Below are 20,292 nucleotides of genomic sequence, written 5' to 3' on the forward strand. Positions count from 1 at the left end.
CTGAGTCGTTCGCAAAACCCGCCCGCCCCGGATGCCCCCCGAGGGTATATGTAGTTCCAATTAACTACATTTTCCCCTTCGCATGGTGAAGGGGCACCTGATGTCTGGTGCACATGCCGCAAGGCATGGACCCGCACCGCAAAACATCAGGGAAGCACCACATGAACACACGCTCGGCAGTGCGCCGTGGCTTGCTCGCGCTCAGCTGCGCGGCCTGGCTTTTCACAACCGCCACGCAAGCCCAGCTGGTCAGCACCCCGCCCACGTCTGGCGGGGGCGGCTTCAGCCCCGTGCCCGGTGGGGGCTCGGGCGGCATCTCCATCGGCGACCTGATCAGCACACCACCGGCCAGCGGCGGTGGAAGTTCACCCGGTAGTACGTCGAGCGGTGGCGGCGGAGCCATGTGCAGCGCTCCCCTGGGCGGCGCCACCTGCGGCGGCGCAGGCCCGGCCTCGCAGGGCAACACCAGCGGCGTGAACACTGGCGCGGGCAACCCCATCAACCTCACCAACGGCAACAAGTTCCAGACCGAAGTCGACATGCCCGCCCTGCCCGGCGAACTCGGCCTGGAGATCGTGCGCCACTACAACAGCACCCACCGCTACGTGCTCGGCCAGCTCGGTGTGGGCTGGCGCCTGTCTTACGAGACCGACCTGTACGTTATTGGGCGCACCGTGCAGATCCTGCAGGCCGACGGCGCCCGCCTCGTCTTCAACATCGACCCGCGCAACCCCAGCCTGTGCGCCGGCGCCGACCCCGCCCAGGGCTGGGTGCAGATCCTCACCCGCGACAGCGGCAAGAAGGAATACCTCTGGCACTGGACCCACGGCGAGCACGCCGGGCGCCGCCTGCGCTTTGACGAACGCGGCAAGCTCGTGCAGATCATCGCCGCCAGCGGCGCCGTGCTCTCCATCGAGCACGGCCCCAAGGGCGAGCTCCTCAAGGTGACCGACCCGCAAGGGCGCACCCTGAGCTTCAACCACGGCGGCCTGGCCCACGCGCGCCAGGTGGAAGCGGCGCAGCAACAGCAGCGCCAGGCCAGCGGCGCCGCTCCTCTGGCCGGCAGCGCAGGCGCCATCGCCGTCTTCACCGGCATCCAGAGCATCGACAGCCCCTTGGGCCGCTTCACCTACGAGCAAGGCGTGCCCGTGCCTGCCGGTGTGAACACTCCCGAAGCTCAGGCCCTGGCCCGCGCCCAGGCCGCCAACCTCGTCCAGGTGAGCCTGCCCACCCACGTGGACCCCCGCCAGAGCGCCCACCCCTTTGCCAACCGCCCGCTGAGCACCAGCGCGCTGCGCCGCCAGTACCACTACGAAGACCCCCGCCACCCCCAGGCCCTCACCGGCATCAGCGTCGTCGGCTCGGGCAGCGACGGCCAGGTGATCCAGCAACGCCTGGCCACCTACCAGTACAACGAGCGCGCCCAGGCCACCCTCAGCGTGCGCGGCGAGGCTGAGGGCACCACCGAGCGCGTGCAGGTGCAGATCCTCAAGCCTTCGCTGCAGGGGGTGCGCCCGGACAACCCCACCGGCCAGACCCTGCTCACCAACAGCCTGGGCCAGCAAACCCTCTACACCCACCAGATCATCGACGGGCAGTACCGCCTGCTGCAGGCCGTGGGCGCGGGCTGCTCGCAGTGCGGCCCGGTCAACCTGCGCTGGGGGTACGACGCGCGCGGGCGCCTCATCGAGCAAACCGCCTTGAGCCCGGTGGCGGTGGTCAACGGCCAACCCCAGGGCACACCCCACCCGCATCGACGGCCCCGCAGGCCCAAGAACGCTGCACCACAACGCCATGGGACAGATCGGCGCGGTGGAACACAACGGCCAGCTGCTGGCGCACTACGCCTACAACGGCGCCCGCCAGCGCGTGGCCAAAACGGTGGAGAGAGCGGGCCAGCCGCACACCACCTACTTCACCTGGCACGCCGGGCTGCTCGACGCCGAGCTCGACGGCCAGGGGCGCGTGCAGCGCAGAACGATCTACATCAACCTGCGCCCCGTGGCGCTGATCGACTACGGCTACGCCCCTGGCGACAACAGCGCTGCGCCACACAGCACCCAAAGCTTTGCTATCCACAGCGACCACCTGGGCACGCCCCAGGCCATCACCGATGAGCAGCAGCGCGTGGTCTGGATGGCTCAGTACGACGCCTTTGGCAGGGCATCGGTGCAAGGCCTGCCGAGCAACTCGGGCGTGCCCTTTGCGTTCCACCTGCGCTTTGCAGGACAGTACGAAGACACAGAAACCGGCTGGCACTACAACTGGCACCGCTTCTATGATCCCGACACGGGGCGGTATCTCACGCCCGACCCGATCGGGCTGCGTGGTGGGGACAATGCGTTTGGGTATGCGGGCGGGGATCCGCTGGGGGCGGTGGATCCTTGGGGGCTCTACACGGTCTATTGGGGTGGAGCCGGGCTCAATGGTGCATATATAGAAGATCAAATTGGCCAATTTGAAAATGCTGGAATTTCAAACATTGCTGCCGGCGGAGGGGGGAATGGCAACACGATCTTGGATGCAACCAATGTGTTGACTGTTCGTTATCAGGGCAATGGCAGTAGATACTTCGATAGCGATCCTGAATCCAGAAAAATGATGTGTCCAGAGCAGACAAACTATATCGGATACTCCTATGGGTCTTTGCTCGCTGCGCACACAGCCATGTATTGGGCCAACCAAGGTCGAATGATAGATAACTTGGTGCTTATTGGGTCGCCTATTGATGCGGATTTTCTGGCAGCCCTCCGGACCAATTCAAACATAAGAAATCTACTTGTGTATGACTTGACGTTATACGGGGATCCAATACACGCAGGGATGACGCTCGCCGAGTTGACTGCGAGCGTGCCCGTACTTGGCCTCCAAATTTCGCAGGATCCTCGATCTGGACATTTTTATTACAATCCAGATGACGCTGCAACATCTAGCACAGGCATAGCAAGAAGAGGCTCACTTGCCACCAACCTAGCTCGAAGTGGATTGAGATAACATTATGCTGTTTGTTCTTTCGATTTTGCTCTCACTTGGTTCGCTAATTTGGTCGTTCTATCTTATGTACTTCTGGCTCGTTACCTCCGGGCAAAGCCCTGGGGCGGCCTTTCCTCTGGGTGTGGGGTGGCTATTTTCTGCACAGTTGCAACTTTTGTCGTTGGCTTTTGCGGCGATGAACTACACAAGAAGGGTTGCATTGCTTCTTGCGGGACTTTCCCTGCTGGTGTTTATACTAACCACTGGATACTTCATTCTCTTCATGTAGATAAAGCCTGGTAGTGGCCGCAATCTTGCAATACATTGTATTTCACGTCGGGTGGCGGGATGTTATGAATTGCACCAATAAATTCGCGAGAGATTGGAAGAAATCCCTCTGCGTGTGGATGCCGGCGAGGTCTAAAAGGTCTCAATTGCTTGTCTTCACAGCTGTCATCTTGATGGTGTTTTTTGTTCGCTACCTTTTTTCGGACTAAGGTATATTTACTACAACCAACAAAATGACTATCAATTTCTTCAGAATGGGCGCATGATCTTTTTGAGTGTTATGGTCTTGATGATATTGGTCTACCCAATCCAAATTGATTGCTCTTTTGGCAGTTCCTGCCAGTTTGTTGTTTCCACCCATTTTTAGACCTGAAACCTTTGCACCGATTGACTCTGCAATGTTGATCGTCACAGCCATTCTGACGTTGGTCTTCGTCATCTTGGTCCTGTGGCGACAACGGCTCTAAGACAACTGCGCGTAGATAGTGCAGGCGAAATCGAATAGAGAGTTATGCAGCGGCGTCGTGTCTTTGGCTGCCCGCCCTGATCTATCACGGCCAAACAGACGCCCTTGGCAGCATCAACATATCGCCCTGCACCCCCTGGAGACACCGGCGGCGACAAATTGTTTAATGAGTGCGGGGCAGAAACGGCGCGGTGACCGCGCAAACTCCAACAAGCGACGTAGTCACCAGCGAAAAGTCAACAAAAGCTGGCGCAAGTCCAATTTGTTTAACCTCAATTTATGACACCAAGACATAAGCAAAGAAGTATTTTGGGCGCCGTGCTGGCCGGTGCTGCATATGGGCTTTTGGTTAGGGTCGCTTTTGAATGGAAGGTGCTGCACGCATTCCTTCAAATTGTCTCCATTGCCTTCTTGATTGTCTGCCCGTTCTCTGTCGGTGCAATCGCTGTTCTGCGAAGCGCAGGACAACAATCAATTTCACTCTATAGACAATTTATAGTTGCTTTGCTGGCCATGAGCATCTTCTTGGTCGCCATGTTTGCAACGCTGCTTGAAGGGTTGATTTGCTTGGTGTTGGTTGCGCCTGTGTTTATCGTTGCCGCATTGATCGGGGGCTTTATTGCAGGCATTTTTCATAACTATTTTCGTGCAACGAAATCAACTGTGGCTGCCTTTGCGCTCCTGCCACTCCTCTTGGCACCGGTAGAGAGCTTTATGCCGCCAGTCGAAAGTGTGCAGAGCGTTACAAACACCATTCACATTTCTGCCTCGCCCGAGCGAGTCTTTTCCCAGATCGGAAATGTACGCGACATTCGACCGGAGGAACTGGGGACGACTTTTGTTCACTTTATAGGTCTGCCAAAGCCTGTTGCAGCGGACATGCGTTGCAATACTGCGGGATGTGTCAGAACCAGTCACTGGGAAAAGAACGTGTGGTTCCAAGAGGTCATCACCGAATGGGATGAGCCGAATGCCATGCATTATCGATTCGTTATTCCAAGCGGAGGCGTCCCGCGAGAGGCGCTTGATCGGCATGTTGAGATAGGAGGCGAGTACTTCGATTTGATCGACGGTGGGTATGATCTGACTCGAATGCGGGATGGAAGCACCAAGTTGAGTTTGACAACGCGCTTTGTGAATAAATCGCAATTGAGGGTGTACGGCGATCTGTGGGGAAAAATGGTGTTGAAAGACTTTCACCGGTCCATTCTTCATCTGATGAAGTTAAGGTCAGAACGCGCGTAGAAGTGTTCTGCGCAGCGTCGCCGATTGCCACGCTCAAACGTCTTCAGCCGTCAAACAGCCCAGGCTCGCGCCCGATGCGCACGCGCTCGATCTGCAGCATGCGCAGCTTGGTGGGCACGCCATTGCCCCCCGAGAAACCACCGGATCGCCCACCCGCCGCCAGCACGCGGTGGCAGGGCACGATGGGGGCGAACGGGTTGTGGCCCAGGGCCTGCCCCACGGCGCGGGCCAGGCTAGGGTCGCCCAGCGCGTTGGCCACCTCGCCGTAGGTGAGCGTCTGCCCGGGCGGGATGGCGCGGGCGATGGCGTACACATCGCGCTGGAAGGGCGTGACGCGGTCCATGTCCAGCGGCACCTCCAGCAGGTCGCGCGGCTCGCCGTTGAGCAGCGCCTGTATGCCCTCGATGGCGGCTTGCACCGCGGCAGGCGGCGAAGCCGATTCGGCCGATCGCGGCAGGTCATTCAACAGGCGTGCGCGGGTGCGTTCGGGCGTGGCTTCGGGCAGTTGCACGGCGATCACCGTGCCCTGCGCCCAGGCGATGCCACACATGCCGATGGCGGTGGAAAACAGCGTGTGGCCGGGCGCGTAAGCGCCCTCGCCCATCGCCGCCTCAGGCATCACACCGCGCGCAGTGCTGCGCGCAGGCCCACGCCGATCTCGGGGCGCTCGTGGAATGGGTCGGCCGGGTTGGTCTGGTTGACGATGCCTTCCATGCGCGCGCGCACGTTGCCCAGCGCGCGGGGGTGGCTGAAGATGTAGAAGCGGTCGGCGGTGATGGCGTCAAACACCAGCTGCGCCACTTCGGTGGCGGTCACCTTGCCGGAGCTCACAGCCTTGTCGCTCATGGCCTGGCCGATCATCTGGCTTTGCGTGGGCTTTTCGTCGGCCATGCTGGCCGGGCGGTTGCGGTGGCTCTGGCTGATGCCGGTGGGCACGAAGTACGGGCACAGCACGCTGGCGCTGACCTGGTCGCTCACCAGCTTCAAGTCCTGGTAGAGGGTCTCGGTGAGGCTCACCACGGCGTGTTTGCTCACGTTGTAGATGCCCATGTTGGGCGGTGTGAGCAGGCCGGCCATGCTGGCGGTGTTGACGATGTGGCCGCGCCAGCCCGGGTCGGCCTTGGCGGCGGCCAGCATCATGGGCGTGAACAGGCGAACGCCGTGGATCACGCCCCAGACGTTCACGCCCATGACCCATTCCCAGTCCTGCACGGAGTTTTCCCAGATCAGCCCGGCCGAGCCCACGCCCGCGTTGTTGAAGACGAAGTGCGGCGCGCCGAAGGTCTTTTGCACGTCGGCGGCCAGGGCTTCCATCTGCGCCTGGCTGGACACGTCCACCCGGCGCGACAGCACCTGGACGCCGCTGGCCTCGATCTCGGCGGTGGCTTTGTCCAGCGCGTCTTGCTGAACGTCGACCAGCACGAGGTTCATGCCCAGCTTCGCACCGATGCGCGCGCACTCCAGCCCGAAGCCCGAGCCCGCGCCGGTGAGCACGGCCGTTTTGCCTTTGAAGTCCTGAATCATGGTTTTGTCTCCTGTGTGTGGAATGAAAAGCTCAGGCGGCCCGAACCATTTCGATGTGGTCGATGCCGTCTTCGATGTAAATGGGCCCCGCGGGCGCAAACCCGTGCTGGCCGTAAAACGCTTGCAGGTGCGCCTGCGCGCCAATGCGGATGGGCTGCGCGCCCCACAGGCTGGTCAAGGCCCGCACCGCCTCGCTCATGAGCGCGTGCCCCAGACCGTTGCCACGCGCAGCCGGCAGCGTGACCACGCGGCCGATGCTGGCCTCGGGGTACTTCAGGCCGGGGGGCACGAGGCGCACGTAAGCCTCCAGGCCCCGGGCACCTTCGCCCAGCAGGTGAAAGCACTGGGCGTCGGCACCGTCCATGTCCTGGAACACGCAGGTTTGCTCGACCACGAATACCTCGGTGCGCAGTTGCAGCAGGGCATACAGCGTGCGGGCGTGCAGGGCATCAAACGGCAGGCAGCGCCAGGTCAGGGTCGAAGAGCTCAAGCGCGCACTTCCCTCAGCACGAAACCGATGCGCGGAAAGTGCACGTGCACCCGGCCGGCGCGTTCGTCGGTGCGCTCCAGCGTGTAGCGGGTGCGCGTGGCCGCGCGCAAGATGCCTTCGGTGGGCTCCTGGCCAAACACCTCGGCGGCCACCGTGACGCGGCTGCCCAGGGCGATGCCGTGGTCGTCCTGGAACGTGTCGTCGGTGAGCGGCGCGGGCTCTGCGGCGGCGGCCACGGCAATGGCTTCTGTCGAGGTGAGCTTGCTCATCTGGCCGTGGCCGAGGGCGGCCATGCGATCCATCCAGGCGAGCACGTGCGGCGTGGCGTCCAGCACACCGGCCATGGCGGGGTTCACCACGCGGCTGAACCACAGCGGGTGGTAGGCCGCGAAGTCGGCCACGCAAGGCGCATCGCCCAGCAGGAAGTGCTGCGTTTCCACCATGGTCGAGAGGCGGCGCAGGTAGCTCTTGTAGGCGGCGGTGGCGTCGCCCGGGCGCAGGCTGGTCATGCCGCTGCGCATGGCGCCACGGTCGGCGGCGAAGGCCTGCGCGGCTTCAGGCGGCTGGCCGGCAAAGAGCGCGGCCGCGCCTTTGGGGCTGAGGTTGTGGCCCATGGCCGCCCAGAACAAGGTGCTGTCGGCCCACTGGGCGAGCACGCGCGCCGCGCCCTTGAGGTGGTCGGGGTAGAGCGTGGGCGCGGGCTGGCGGTGCTCGAGCACGTCGCTGATGAGCGCGGTGTCGCAATAGATGTCGGCACCGATCTGCAGGAACGGCGTGCGGCGGTAGCCGCCGGTGAGCGCGATCACGTCGGGCTTGGGCATGATGCGCGGGATGTTCACGCTCTGCCAGGCGAGCTGCTTGTGGCCCAGCATCAGGCGCACTTTTTCGGAGAACGGGGACGTGGCGTAGTGGTGAAGGATGAGGTCTTGCATGGTTCAGCGGTCTCCGTGTGATGTGATGTCCGTTCGCCCTGAGCTTGTCGAAAGGTTCAACCAGGCGTTGGCAAGGGCTTCGACAGGCTCAGCCCGAACGGTGTGCTGGGCTGCAATCATCGTGGGCTGGTCGAAGGATGCGGCATGGCGCGCTCGAGTATGGCGTCGAAGTCCACGCCGGCGCCGAGCGAGCCAAAGCTGTGGCCCCATTCGCCACCGAGGCGCGAATCGCAGAACGCGCTGAACACGGCAGCGGGCGCGGTCTGGGCCAGCAGCGCGGCCTGCACGGCCAGGGCCACGTCTTGCGCGAGGCGCCGCGCTTCCATTTCGGTGGCCATTTCCTCGACGCGCGCGGGCAGGCGCTCGGCCAGGTGGTCCAGCGCGCGGTGCATGCCGCGCGCGGGGGCGAGTTCTTGTGCGAGCGCGGCGGCGGCGTCGGCCTTGCGCAGCGCGCGCAGCAGGTCGAGCGCCATGATGTTGCCCGCGCCTTCCCAGATGGAGTTCAGCGGCATCTCGCGGTAGATGCGCGCCATCACGCCTTCGCCGCCCTCTTCCACATAGCCGTTGCCACCCAGGCACTCCATGGCTTCCTGGGCGAAGTGGCTGCCGCGTTTGCAGATCCAGAACTTGGCCACGGGCGTGAGCAGGCGCGTCATCACCTGCTCGTGCGCGTCGCCTGCGCGGTCAAAGCTGCGCGCCAGGCGCAGGGCCAGTGCCGTGGCCGCCTCAGACTCCAGCGCCAGGTCGGCCAGCACGTTTTTCATGAGCGGCTGCTCGATCAAGCGCTTGCCAAACGCCATGCGTTGCGTGGTGTGGTTCAGCGCGAGGCTCAGCGCCTGGCGCATCAGGCCGCTGGTGCCCAGTGCGCAGTCGAGCCGTGTCATGGTGCCCATGGCCAGGATCTGCGGCACGCCGCGGCCTTCTTCGCCCACCAGCCAGGCGGTAGCGTCGACGAACTCCACCTCGGAGCTGGCGTTGGCCTTGTTGCCCAGCTTGTCTTTCAGGCGCTGGATGAAGAGCTGGTTCGGCGAGCCGTCGGGCAGCACGCGCGGCAGGAAGAGGCAGCTGAGCCCGCTGGCCGTCTGCGCGAGGATCAGGAACGCATCGCACATCGGGGCCGAGAAGAACCACTTGTGGCCGGTGACGCTGAAGCGCTGGCCCCAGGCGTCGGTGCCGTCGGCCACGGCGCGGGTCGTGTTGGCGCGCACGTCCGAGCCGCCCTGCTTCTCGGTCATGCCCATGCCCATGGTGAGGCCGGTTTTCTCGCGCCACACCTTGAGCTCGGGGTCGTACTGTCGGCTGGTGAGGCCGGGCGCCCAGTCCTGATAGATGGCCGTGTTGTCCCTGAGCGCAGGCGTGACTGCGTAGCTCATGGAGATGGGGCACAGGATGGACGGCTCGAGCTCGGTGAAGAGCATGAAGCCGGCGGCGCGCAGCTGGTGCGCGTGGCCGGTGACCTGCTGCTGGGCCGAAAACGCGGTGCCGTGCAGGCCGGCACCCACGGCCTGCGCCATGAGCGCGTGGTAGCTGGGGTGGAACTCCACCTGGTCGATGCGGTGGCCGAAGCGGCTGTGCGTCTTGAGCTGCGGCGTGTGCACGTTGGCCAGGCGCGCGTGACGCTGCATGTCGGCGCTGCCGACGGTGGCGCCCAGTGCGAGCAGCGGCGCGGTATCCAGCCCGGGGGCGTTGAACGTCAGCGCGGCCTGCAGAGGCCGGTTGCCGGCAAACAGGTTCACATCGGCCAGCGGCTCGGGCTGGTTGAAGACGTCATGCGTGGCGGGCATCGCGGGTCCTCCTCGGGGCAAAGATCAGCGTCCAGGTGTCGGCCAGGTCGCGCACTTCGGCCGCGTCCAGCGCGCCTTTTTCGAGCAGCAACCGGTGCAGGCGCGGTAGGTGGTAATGCGGCACCGCCGGGTACAGGTGGTGTTCGAGGTGGTGGTTCACATGGTGCGGAAACAGCACGGCGCGGCCCAGCCAGTTGGCCGGTGTGCCCCAGGTGCGGTTGCAGCGCGCGGCCGTGAGCGGCGACGACAGGTCGGTCACGCCGCCGTGTTCGCAGATCGCCCGCAGCCGAAGGATGGGCTGGAGCACCGTGAGCAGCGGCAGCCACCACAGCACGGCCCACATCAGCACGCCCTGCCAGCCACCGGCCGCCCACGCCAGCAGCGGCGCCACGGCATGAAACGCCACCACCAGCCAGCGGTCTTGCCGGGCGGCGGCGCGCAGCTGAGGCGAGGTGTCGTCCAGCGGGCGGATCTCGCGGCGCGTGTCGTCGTTGATGGCGGGCGTGCCGAAGAAATAGGCGTAGGTCTTCCAGGCGTTGAGGCCCAGCAGGTCTTCGCCCAGCTTGCGCAGCAGGTAGGTGCGCCCGCGCGGGTAGCCGCCGTGGATGGCGGTGTCCGGGTCTTCTTCGGTGTAGAGGTGGTTGTGGTGCAGCCGGTGCGTGACACGGTAGGTGCACATGGACAGGCCGGCGGCCATGCCCATGAAGCGGCCCAGGCCGTCGTTGGCCCAGCGCGCGGCAAAGAGGCGGTAGTGCGCCGCCTCGTGCACGAGGATGAACACCCCATGCTGCGCCACGCCGATCACCAGCACGCTCAGCAGCATCCAGGCGCTGGGCCAGGTGAGCACGGCGAGCGCCACGGCCGCCGCGATCAGCCCGAAGGTCTGGCCCACCGCCAGCAGGGAGCGCGGCGTGGACAGCGCGGTCAGTGGCGCCAGCTCTTCGGCGCTGAGCAGGCGCCGCGCCTGCGCGTTGCGCGCGCCGGGGGCGCGCAGGTCCTGGCGGAACTCTTCACCACGCGGGCTCGCGGCGCTCATGGCGGGTCCGCGTCAGATCAGCTTGACCAGTTGCTTGCCGAAGTTCTTGCCTTTGAGCAAGCCCATGAAGGCTTCGGGCGCGGCGGCCAGGCCTTGTGCCACGGTTTCGCGCGGGCGCAGCTTGCCGCTGCCCACCAGCGTGCCCAGCTCGGTGAGCGCCTCGGGCCACACTTCCATGTGCTCGCTGACGATGAAGCCTTCCACCTTGAGGCGGTTCACCAGGATCAGCGCGGGATTGGCCAGTGGCAGGGGCTGGCCGTCGTAGCCGGCGATCATGCCGCACACCGCGATGCGGCCGAACGCGTTCATGCGCAGCAGCACGGCGTCGAGCACCATGCCGCCCACGTTCTCGAAGTAGCCGTCGATGCCCTTGGGGCAAACGTCCTTGAGCGCCTTGGCCAGCGACCAGGCGTCCTTGTGCAGCTTGTAGTCGATGCAGGCGTCAAAGCCCAGCTCTTCCACGGCGTACTTGCATTTGTCCGGGCCGCCGGCAATGCCCACCGCGCGGCAGCCGCGTGCCTTGGCCAGCGCACCAAACGCGCTGCCCACGGCACCGGTGGCCGCGCTCACCACGACGGTGTCGCCGGCCTTGGGGTTGATGATTTTCACCAGGCCGTACCAGGCGGTCACGCCGGGCATGCCGACCGCGCCCAGGTAGTGCGAGAGCGGCACATGGGTGGTGTCGACCTTGCGCAGCGCGCCGGGCTGGGTCGCGTCGACCACGCTGTATTCCTGCCAGCCGCCCATGCCCACGACCTTGTCACCGGGCTGGAATTTGGGGTGCTTCGATTCGGCCACTTCGCCCACCGTGCCGCCGATCATGACTTCACCGAGCGGCTGCGACGCCGCGTAGCTCTTGCTGTCGTTCATGCGCCCGCGCATGTACGGGTCCAGGCTCAGGAAGTGGTGGCGCACGAGCACTTGGCCGTCGGCCAGCGCAGGGGTCTGGGTGGTGACCAGCTTGAAGTTGGCCACGGTGGCCTCGCCCTGGGGGCGGTTGTCGAGAAGGATCTGCTGGTTGGCGGGCATGAGGGGTCTCCTGAAAAAGTCAGTCGGTGGAAATGCGGTTGAGGGGCTGGGCGCCCCCGGGGCCCACGGGGAGTCGGGCCACGAACTTGAAGGTGCCGGTGGCGTGCGCACACAGCTTGCCGGACGCGTCAAAAATGCGGCCCTCGGTGAAGGCCATGGTGGCGCTGCGGTGCAGCAGTTGGCCTTTGGCCAGCAACGGGCCCTTGGCCGCACACATGAAGCTGGTCTTCATCTCGATCGTGACCACGCCCATCGAGGCTTCCACCGAGCGGGCCGCGTGCGCCATGACCACGTCCAGCAGCGTCATGCTCGCGCCACCGTGCACCACGTCGAACGAGTTCAGGTGGTCCTCAGACGGGTTGAACGTGATCTCGGCTTCTCCGCCTTCGAACTTCTGGAGTTCGAAGCCGAGCAGCTCGACGAAAGGAATGCGAACGCTGAATTTCATGGGCAAACGATACAACTGGCAGAAAGAAGTGTCTTGTCCCAGGGCACCGCGGGTCCGGCTCTTCCGGCCCGCAGGTGCCGCCCCCTTGAGGGGGTCGCGCGCAGCGCGGCAGGGGTGGGCCGTGTCTAGCCGCCGGTGATGACGGACACGCCGCCGTCCACCGCCAGCCACTGGCCGGTGATGTGCTTGCCGGCGTCGGAGGCGTAGAGCACCGTCAGGCCTTTCAGGTCTTCGTCGTCGCCCAGGCGGCGCAGCGGTGCGTGCGAGGCCAGCTTTTCTTCGCCCATGGCCTTGAGCGTGCCCACGGTCATCTTGCTCGGGAAGAAGCCCGGGCAGATCGCGTTGACGGTGATGCCGTACTTGCCCCACTCGGCGGCCAGCGCGCGGGTGAAGTTGATCACCGCACCCTTGGAGGTGTTGTACGCAATGGTGTTCATGCCCGACGGGTTGCCGCCCAGGCCGGCGATGGAGGCGGTGTTGATGATGCGCCCGCTCTTGCGCGCGATCATGCTGCGCTTGGCGATCAGCTGGCTCAGGATGAAGTAGCTGCGCACGTTGAGGTTCATCACCTTGTCCCAGGCGTCCACCGGGTGGTCTTCGGCCGGTGCGCCCCAGGCGGCGCCGGCGTTGTTCACCAGGATGTCGATATCGCCCAGGCGCTGCAGGCTCTCGTCGGCCAGACGCTGGATGTCGGCCTCTTTCGAGCAGTCGGCGGCGATCCAGCGCGCGTCGATGCCTGCGGCCTGCAGTTCGGCGGTGGCGCTCTCCAGGTCTTCGGCCTTGCGCGAGCTCACCAGCACGCGCGCACCGGCCTCGCCCAGCGCATGCGCCATCTGCAGGCCCAGGCCGCGCGAGCCGCCGGTGATCAGGGCGGTCTTGCCCTTGAGGTCGAAGAGTTGGGGAATGGTGCGGGTCATGTGTGGTCTCCTGTAGGGGTCGAAAGTGGGCGAAGCGCGTGGCTCAAAAGGCGTCTTCGGGCAAGGCGGCGCAGGTCTGGTCGCGGCTGCTCACCACCTGCAGCCAGGCGCCGATCTTGGGCAGCTCGTAGTGAAAGAAGAAGCGCATGGCGGCCAGGCGGCCGGTGCGCGCGGCGGACTCGCTCGCGCTGTGCGCGGCCAGCGCCACGTCGAGCCACACCCAGGCCAGCACCGTGTGGCCAAAGGCCTGCAGGTAGGGCACGGCGTTGGCCAGTGCGTCGGTGGGTTCGCCCGTGGCCCAGGCGGCCTTGGTGGCGGCGCCCACTTGGGCGAGCGCCTGGCCCAGCGCATTGGCGTGGGCAGCGAACTCGGGGAGGTGGATGGCGCGTTGAATCGTGTCGTTGATGCGCCCGGCCAGCAGGCTCAGGCCCTTGCCACCTTCCATGAGCACCTTGCGGCCCAGCAGGTCCATCGCCTGGATGCCGTGTGTGCCTTCGTGGATCATGTTCAGGCGGTTGTCGCGCCAGTACTGCTCCACCGGAAAGTCGCGCGTGTAGCCGTAGCCGCCGTGGATCTGGATGGCCAGGCTGTTGGCTTCCAGGCACCACTCGCTGGGCCAGCTCTTGGCGATGGGCGTGAGCACCTCCAGCAGCAAGCGCGCGTCGTCGGCGGTGGCGGCGTCGGCGGTGTGCTGCTCGTCCACCAGGCGCGCGCAATAGAGCTCCAGCGCCAGCGCGCCTTCGCAATACGACTTCTGCGCCAGCAGCATGCGCTTGACGTCGGCGTGTTCGATGATGCGCACCGGCGGCTGCGCCGGGTCTTTGCCAGCGGGCCCCATGGGCCGGCCTTGCGGGCGGTTTTTCGCGTAGTCCAGGCTGGCGTGGTAGCCGGCCATGCCCAGCATGGTGGCGGCCATGCCCACGCCGATGCGGGCCTCGTTCATCATGTGGAACATACAGTGCAGGCCCTTGCCCGCCTGCCCCACCAGGTAACCCACGGCCCCAGCCTCGCCCTTCACCGGGTACTTGCCTTCGCCGAAGTTCAGCAGCGTGTTGGTGGTGCCGCGCCAGCCGCACTTGTGGTTCAGGCCCGCCAGCGCGACGTCGTTGCGTTCGCCGGTCAGCTCGCCTTCCGTGTTCACCATTTTCTTGGGCACGATGAACAGCGAGATGCCGCGCGTGCCCGGCACCAGCTTGCCGTGCTCGTCGGGAATCTTGGCCAGCACGAGATGGATGATGTTCTCGGTGAGCTCGTGTTCGCCGGCCGAGATCCACATCTTGTTGCCCTTGAGCCGGTAGCGCGGGCCGAGCGGGTCGCTCTCGAAACCTTCGCCATCGGGCACGGCGCGCGTGGCCACGTCGCTCAGGCTGGAGCCGGCCTGTGGCTCTGAGAGGCACATGGTTCCCGAGAAACGCCCGGCGAATTCATTCAGCGCAAACACCTGCTTCTGCCGCTCGGTGCCGTGCACCATGAGCAGGTTGGCGTTGCCGGTGGTGAGCATGCCGCTGCCGATGCTCACCGAGGCCATGGCAAAGAAGGCGTTGGCCGCCGCCTCCACCGTGTAGGGCAACTGCATGCCGCCCACGTCGTAGTCCTGCGCGGCGCTCAGCATGCCGCTCTCGGCGTAGGCCTTCTGCGCGTCGTGCGTGGCCTGCGGCAGGATCACCTTTTCGCCATCGAAGTGCGGCTCCTGCGTGTCCACCAGCCGGTTGAATGGCGCGTATTTTTCGCGGGCAATGCGCTCGCAGGTGTCGAGCACAGCGTCAAACGTCTCGCGGCTGTGGTCGGCGAAACGCTCGCGCTCGCTGAGGGCCGGGGCGTTGAGCCAGTCGTAAAGCAGGAAATCAACCGTCGGGCGAAGGCTCATGGGTTCTCCAACACGCAGCAAAAGTCGGACCGGCATCCGGAATGCGCACCTGCATCCAGAAATGCCGTGGGTCCGGCTTTGCCGGTCCACAGGCATTGCCCCCCTCCGGGGGGTGACGCGCAGCGGCGCGGGGGGGTGTTGTGCCCCGCGCAGCGCGCGGGATCACAACACTTCAAAAACCCCGGCTGCGCCCATACCGCCGCCAATGCACATCGTCACGCAGACGCGCTTGGCACCGCGGCGCTTGCCTTCGATCAGCGCGTGGCCGGTCAGGCGCTGGCCCGACACGCCATACGGGTGGCCCACGGCGATAGCGCCGCCGTTCACGTTGAGGCGGTCGCCCGGAATGCCCAGCTTGTCGCGGCAGTAGATGACCTGAACGGCAAACGCTTCGTTGAGCTCCCAGAGGTCGATGTCACCGATCTTCAGGCCCAGGCGCGCGAGCACCTTGGGGATGGCGAACACCGGGCCAATGCCCATTTCATCGGGCTCGCAGCCGGCCACCGCAAAGCCGAGAAAACGGCCCAGGGGCTGCAGGCCGCGCTTCTCGGCCAGGGTTTCGTTCATCAGCACGCAGGCGCCGCCGCCGTCGCTGAACTGGCTGGCGTTGCCGGCCGAGATCACGCCACCGGGCATGGCCGGGCGGATGCCGCTGATGCCTTCTTTGGTGGTGCCGGCGCGGATGCCTTCGTCGTTCTCGACCGTCACCTTCTTGGTGGTGAGGCCCATGACCTTGTCGGCCACGCCGGCGGTCACGGTGATCGGGGCGATCTCGGCCTTGAACAGGCCGGCTTCCAGCGCGGCGGTGGCCTTCTGCTGGCTGGCGGCGCCGTACTCGTCCATCGCGTCGCGCGAGATGTTGTAGCGCTTGGCCACCTGCTCGGCGGTCTGCAGCATGTTCCAGTAGATCTCGGGCTTGTTGGCCACGAGCCAGGGGTCGGCCAGCATGTGGGTGTTCATCTCCTGCTGCACGCAGGAAATGCTTTCCACGCCACCGGCCACGTACACGTCGCCCTCGCCCGCAATGATCCGCTGCGCGGCCATGGCGATGGTCTGCAGGCCGGATGAGCAGAAGCGGTTGACGGTGACACCCGAGGTGGTGATGGGCAGGCCGGCGCGCAGCGCAATCTGGCGCGCGATGTTGGCACCGGTGGCGCCCTCGGGGTTGGCGCAGCCCATGATGACGTCGTCCACTTCGGCACCGTCGATGCCGGCGCGGGCGACCGCGTGCTGCACCGCGTGGCCGCCGAGGGTGGCGCCGTGGGTCATGTTGAAGGCGCCCTTCCAGCTCTTGGCCAGGGGGGTGCGGGCGGTGGAAACGATGACGGCGTTGGTCATGATGAATTCCTAAAAGTTGTTCAGTTGAAGGTCTTGCCTTCGGCGACCAGGCGCGCCAACAGCGGCGCTGGCTCCCAGAACTTCGCGTCGTCCAGCGGGTTCTTCGCAAAGCGCTTCATGCTTTGCACCACGTTGAACAGGCCCACGGTGTCGGCGTAAATCATCGGACCGCCACGGTGCGCGGGGAAGCCGTAGCCAAAGATGTAGACCACGTCGATGTCGCTGGCCTTGTTGGCAATGCCCTCTTCCAGAATGTGCGCGGCCTCGTTCACCAGCGCGTACACCAGGCGCTGCACGATCTCTTCGTCAGAGATCTTGCGCGGCGTGATGCCCAGGGCCTTGCGGTGGTCCTCGATCATCTTCACCACTTCGGCGTTCGGGATCGCGTCGCGCTTGCCCGGCACGTAGTCGTACCAGCCGGCGCCGGTCTTCTGGCCGAAGCGGCCTTTTTCGCACAGCAGGTCGGCGGTCTTGCTGTACTTCATGTCCGGCTTTTCCTGGTAGCGGCGCTTGCGGATTGCCCAGCCGATGTCGTTGCCCGCCAGGTCGCCCATGCGGAACGGGCCCATGGCCATGCCGAACTTCTCCATCGCCTTGTCGACCTGCTCGGGCGTGCAGCCCTCGTCCAGCAGGAAGCCACCCTGGCGGCCGTACTGCTCGATCATGCGGTTGCCGATGAAGCCGTCGCACACGCCGGAAACCACAGCGGTCTTCTTGATCTTCTTGGCCACGGTCATCACGGTGGCCATGACGTCCTTGGCGGTCTTCTCGCCGCGCACCACTTCCAGCAGCTTCATCACATTGGCCGGGCTGAAGAAGTGCAGGCCTACCACGTCTTGCGGGCGCTGGGTGAAGCTGGCGATGGCGTTCACATCGAGCGTGGAAGTGTTGGACGCGAGGATGGCGCCGGGCTTCATCACGCGGTCGAGTTCCTTGAACACCTTTTCCTTCACGCCGATCTCTTCGAACACGGCTTCAATGACGAGGTCGGCCGAGCCGAGGTCGTCGTAGCTCAGCGTGGTCGACAGCAGGCTCATGCGCTGCTCGTACTTGTCCTGCTTGAGCTTGCCCTTCTTCACCTGCGCTTCGTAGTTCTTGCGGATCGTGGCCACGCCCCGGTCCAGCGCTTCCTGCTTCATCTCCAGGATCTTCACGGGGATGCCGGCGTTGAGGAAGTTCATGGAAATGCCGCCGCCCATGGTGCCTGCGCCAATGACGGCCACCGACGCGATCTCGCGCTTGGGCGTGTCTTCCGGCACATCGGGGATCTTGCTGGCGGCGCGCTCGGCCGTGAACAGGTGGCGCAGTGCACGGCACTCGGGCGTCCACATCAGGTTGATGAAGATCTCGCGCTCGAACACCATGCCGTCGTCGAACTTCTTCTTCGTCGCGGCTTCCACGGCGTCCACGCACTTGGCCGGTGCCGGGAAGTTCTTGCTCATGCCCTTGACCATGTTGCGCGCGAACTGGAAGTACGCATCGCCCAGCGGGTGCTTGCAAGGCAGGTTGCGCACCTTGGGCAGCGCGCTGCCGTCGGCGTGCTTGGCCGCCATCTCGCGGGCCAGGGCCAGGGCTTCTTCAGCCAGGGTCTCGGGCGAGGCCGACAGCTTGTTGAACAGCATCTGGCCCGGCACCTGCGCGAGCATTTCGCTCTTGACGGGCTCGCCGCTGACGATCATGTTGAGCGCGGGCTCCACGCCCAGGGCGCGCGGCAGGCGCTGCGTGCCGCCTGCGCCGGGAATGAGGCCGAGCTTGACTTCGGGCAGCGCGACGTTGGTGCCGGGTGCAGCAATGCGGTAGTGGCAACCCAGGGCCAGCTCCAGGCCGCCCCCCATGGCCACCGAGTGCATGGCGGCCACCACCGGCTTGGACGCGTTCTCCACCGCCAGGATCACCGACAGCAGGTTGGGCTCGGCCAGCGCCTTGGGCGAACCGAATTCACGGATGTCGGCCCCGCCGGAGAATGCCTTGCCGGCACCGGTGAGCACGATCGCCTTGACAGCGGGATCCGCCTCTGCCTTGGCCAGACCATCGGTGATGCCCTGCCGTGTGGACAAGCCCAGGCCGTTGACCGGCGGGTTGTTCATGGTGATGACGGCCACATCGCCGTGGACCTGGTACTCAGCGGTCATGAAAGCTCCTTCGTTGTGTCAGGCGGGGCCTGAGGGCGTTGACTGTGACGCTCTTCGCTAAAAAGAACGACCGTTCGATTCTAGAAACATTGTGCGGCGCCGCAAGACCAGGGTGTCGCACGCTTGTCTCATGCGGAAGCCACTGAACCAGAGCCGCCACTCGGCGGGCATGTCTTATCCAGGATGCCAAGGGTCCGGCTACGCCGGCCCAAAGGCATCGCCCCCCAGTGGGGGGTGACGCCGCAGGCGGCGCGGGGGGCGTTCAAACTTCCAGCCACTCCTTGCGGGTGTACGGATCGGCCCGCAGGCTCTCCGGCGTGCCCTGAAACACGATGCTGCCGTGCCCCATGACCAGCGCGCGGTCCGAGATCGCCATGGCAATCGTCAGCTTCTGCTCGATCAGCAGCACCGACACGCCCCGGCTCTTGAGCGTCTGCAGGTACTGACCGACCAGCTCCACGATCTTGGGCGCCAGGCCTTCGGTGGGCTCGTCGATGATGATCAGGTCCGGGTCGCCCATGAGCGTGCGGCACAGCGTGAGCATTTGCTGCTCGCCACCCGAGAGCACGCCGGCCTCGGTGTGCTGCCGCTCTTTCAGGCGCGGGAACATGCCGTACATGTCGTCGAAGCTCCAGCGCGAGCCCTTGCCGCTGCCCTTCTGGCCGAGCATGAGGTTCTGCTGCACGGTCAGCGTGGGAAAGATGTCGCGGTTTTCGGGCACATAGCCCAGGCCGAGGTGGGCCACCTCATAGGCCTTCTTGCCCATGATCTGCTGGCCCTTCCAGTGGATGCTGCCCTGGCAGTCGACCAGGCCCATGACAGCCTTTGCGGTGGTCGAACGGCCCGAGCCGTTGCGCCCGAGCAGCGCCACGATCTCGCCGGGTTGCACGTCGAAGCTCACGCCATGCAGGACGTGGCTTTTGCCGTAATAGGCGTGAAGATTTTCAATTTTCAGCATGTCGGTACTCCGCAGGGCCGCCCCAAGGAGGGCCGCGCCCCCGTGGGGGGCAGTGCAGCGGCAAGGCCGCAAACGTGGGGGCTCATGCGGCTGCTCCCTGGGTGTCTGCCACGTGCGAGCCGAGATAGGCCTCCTGCACACGCTGGTTGGCGCGAACCTCCGCCGGGGTGTCGAAGGCCAGCACTTCGCCATACACCACCACCGCAATGCGGTCGGCCAGGCCAAACACCACACCCATGTCGTGCTCCACGGTCAGCAGCGTCTTGCCCACCGTGACTTCCTTGATCAGGCTGATGAAGCGGCTGGTTTCGCTCTTGCTCATGCCGGCCGTGGGCTCGTCGAGCAGGATCACACTGGCGCCGCCGGCGATGGTGATGCCGATCTCCAGGGCGCGCTGTTCGGCGTAAGTGAGGTTCATGGCCAGCACGTCGCGCTTGCGGTCGAGCTTGATCATGTCCATGAGCTGTTCGGCGCGTTCGTTGGCGTCGTCCAGATCGGCCAGGAACTTCAGGAACGTGTACTTGTAGCCCAGGCTCCAGAGCACGCCGCAGCGCAGGTTCTCGAACACGCTCAGCTTGGGAAAGATGTTGGTGATCTGGAAACTGCGCGAGAGGCCGGCGCGGTTGATCTCGAAAGGCTTCTTGCCGTCGATGCGCTGGCCATTGAGCAGCACTTCCCCGCTGGTGGGCGCAAAGCGCCCGCTGATGAGGTTGAACAACGTGGACTTGCCTGCGCCGTTGGGGCCGATGATGCCCACGCGTTCGCCGGCGTTCACGGCCAGGTTCACACCCCGGATGATCTCGGTCTTGCCGAAGCTTTTGCGCAGGTCCTTGAGTTCCAGCGCATAGGTCGATGGTGCGTTCAT

At 65.0% G+C, this 20,292-nt stretch carries 19 protein-coding genes; 4 read left to right on the forward strand and 15 right to left on the reverse strand.

Annotation, left to right across the window (positions count from 1 at the left end; translation table 11 throughout):
* The first annotated feature begins 161 nt into the window (after positions 1–161).
* Genes KXJ60_RS03325 through KXJ60_RS03335 form a run of 3 tightly spaced genes read left to right on the forward strand, consistent with a single transcriptional unit; the run spans position 162 to position 3,262 of the window.
* The gene (locus tag KXJ60_RS03325; RefSeq protein ID WP_291124089.1) at positions 162–2,117 is read left to right on the forward strand and encodes a DUF6531 domain-containing protein; all 1,956 of its coding nucleotides are present in this window, start codon (positions 162–164) and stop codon (positions 2,115–2,117) included.
* The gene (locus KXJ60_RS03330; RefSeq protein WP_291124091.1) at positions 2,002–2,994 is read left to right on the forward strand and encodes an RHS repeat-associated core domain-containing protein; all 993 of its coding nucleotides are present in this window, start codon (positions 2,002–2,004) and stop codon (positions 2,992–2,994) included. Before KXJ60_RS03325 ends, KXJ60_RS03330 begins: the two co-directional genes overlap by 116 nt.
* 4 nt (positions 2,995–2,998) lie before the next feature.
* A complete protein-coding gene (locus tag KXJ60_RS03335) occupies positions 2,999–3,262 on the forward strand; it encodes a hypothetical protein (protein ID WP_291124093.1) in 264 nt (87 codons plus the stop codon).
* A 204-nt stretch (positions 3,263–3,466) separates the two neighbouring features.
* On the opposite strand, the gene KXJ60_RS03340 is transcribed toward KXJ60_RS03335, so the two are convergent.
* On the reverse strand, positions 3,467–3,700 hold the full coding sequence (locus KXJ60_RS03340) for a hypothetical protein (RefSeq protein ID WP_291124095.1): 234 nt from the start codon (positions 3,698–3,700) through the stop codon (positions 3,467–3,469).
* 306 nt (positions 3,701–4,006) lie between these two features.
* On the opposite strand from KXJ60_RS03340, the gene KXJ60_RS03345 reads away from it, so the two are divergent.
* The gene (locus KXJ60_RS03345) at positions 4,007–4,972 is read left to right on the forward strand and encodes a hypothetical protein (RefSeq protein WP_291124096.1); all 966 of its coding nucleotides are present in this window, start codon (positions 4,007–4,009) and stop codon (positions 4,970–4,972) included.
* 43 nt (positions 4,973–5,015) lie between these two features.
* Here KXJ60_RS03345 and KXJ60_RS03350 read toward each other — a convergent pair whose 3' ends face one another.
* The 14 genes from KXJ60_RS03350 to KXJ60_RS03415 all read right to left on the reverse strand — a co-directional run bounded on the left by KXJ60_RS03350 (position 5,016) and on the right by KXJ60_RS03415 (position 20,292).
* Positions 5,016–5,576, reverse strand: coding sequence for a methylated-DNA--[protein]-cysteine S-methyltransferase (locus tag KXJ60_RS03350; RefSeq protein ID WP_291124097.1), 561 nt, complete (start codon positions 5,574–5,576; stop codon positions 5,016–5,018).
* A 14-nt stretch (positions 5,577–5,590) separates the two neighbouring features.
* Complete coding sequence (locus KXJ60_RS03355) at positions 5,591–6,496, reverse strand: SDR family oxidoreductase (RefSeq protein WP_291124099.1); 906 nt, start codon at positions 6,494–6,496, stop codon at positions 5,591–5,593.
* A 31-nt stretch (positions 6,497–6,527) separates the two neighbouring features.
* Positions 6,528–6,986: a GNAT family N-acetyltransferase gene (locus KXJ60_RS03360; RefSeq protein WP_291124101.1), complete on the reverse strand. Its 459-nt coding sequence runs from the start codon at positions 6,984–6,986 to the stop codon at positions 6,528–6,530.
* Positions 6,983–7,918, reverse strand: coding sequence for a glutathione S-transferase family protein (locus tag KXJ60_RS03365; RefSeq protein WP_291124102.1), 936 nt, complete (start codon positions 7,916–7,918; stop codon positions 6,983–6,985). Before KXJ60_RS03365 ends, KXJ60_RS03360 begins: the two co-directional genes overlap by 4 nt.
* 116 nt (positions 7,919–8,034) lie before the next feature.
* On the reverse strand, positions 8,035–9,702 hold the full coding sequence (locus KXJ60_RS03370; protein ID WP_291124104.1) for an isovaleryl-CoA dehydrogenase: 1,668 nt from the start codon (positions 9,700–9,702) through the stop codon (positions 8,035–8,037).
* Positions 9,686–10,738, reverse strand: a complete 1,053-nt coding sequence (locus tag KXJ60_RS03375) for a fatty acid desaturase (protein WP_291124106.1) — start codon at positions 10,736–10,738, stop codon at positions 9,686–9,688. Before KXJ60_RS03375 ends, KXJ60_RS03370 begins: the two co-directional genes overlap by 17 nt.
* Before the next feature lie 12 nt (positions 10,739–10,750).
* A complete protein-coding gene (locus tag KXJ60_RS03380; RefSeq protein ID WP_291124108.1) occupies positions 10,751–11,767 on the reverse strand; it encodes an NADP-dependent oxidoreductase in 1,017 nt (338 codons plus the stop codon).
* A 19-nt stretch (positions 11,768–11,786) separates the two neighbouring features.
* Positions 11,787–12,215: a PaaI family thioesterase gene (locus KXJ60_RS03385; protein ID WP_291124110.1), complete on the reverse strand. Its 429-nt coding sequence runs from the start codon at positions 12,213–12,215 to the stop codon at positions 11,787–11,789.
* A gap of 125 nt (positions 12,216–12,340) precedes the next feature.
* On the reverse strand, positions 12,341–13,132 hold the full coding sequence (locus tag KXJ60_RS03390) for an SDR family oxidoreductase (protein WP_291124112.1): 792 nt from the start codon (positions 13,130–13,132) through the stop codon (positions 12,341–12,343).
* Positions 13,133–13,175: 43 nt separating this feature from the next.
* A complete protein-coding gene (locus KXJ60_RS03395) occupies positions 13,176–14,999 on the reverse strand; it encodes an acyl-CoA dehydrogenase (RefSeq protein ID WP_291124114.1) in 1,824 nt (607 codons plus the stop codon).
* 162 nt (positions 15,000–15,161) lie between these two features.
* Positions 15,162–16,337: an acetyl-CoA C-acyltransferase gene (locus tag KXJ60_RS03400; RefSeq protein ID WP_291124116.1), complete on the reverse strand. Its 1,176-nt coding sequence runs from the start codon at positions 16,335–16,337 to the stop codon at positions 15,162–15,164.
* Positions 16,338–16,357: 20 nt separating this feature from the next.
* Positions 16,358–18,469: a 3-hydroxyacyl-CoA dehydrogenase NAD-binding domain-containing protein gene (locus KXJ60_RS03405; protein WP_291124118.1), complete on the reverse strand. Its 2,112-nt coding sequence runs from the start codon at positions 18,467–18,469 to the stop codon at positions 16,358–16,360.
* 262 nt (positions 18,470–18,731) lie between these two features.
* The gene (locus KXJ60_RS03410; RefSeq protein WP_291124120.1) at positions 18,732–19,427 is read right to left on the reverse strand and encodes an ABC transporter ATP-binding protein; all 696 of its coding nucleotides are present in this window, start codon (positions 19,425–19,427) and stop codon (positions 18,732–18,734) included.
* Positions 19,428–19,509: 82 nt separating this feature from the next.
* A complete protein-coding gene (locus KXJ60_RS03415; RefSeq protein WP_291124122.1) occupies positions 19,510–20,292 on the reverse strand; it encodes an ABC transporter ATP-binding protein in 783 nt (260 codons plus the stop codon).

Origin of the sequence: Hydrogenophaga sp. (assembly GCF_019264445.1) — a bacterium.
Classification (GTDB): domain Bacteria; phylum Pseudomonadota; class Gammaproteobacteria; order Burkholderiales; family Burkholderiaceae_C; genus Hydrogenophaga.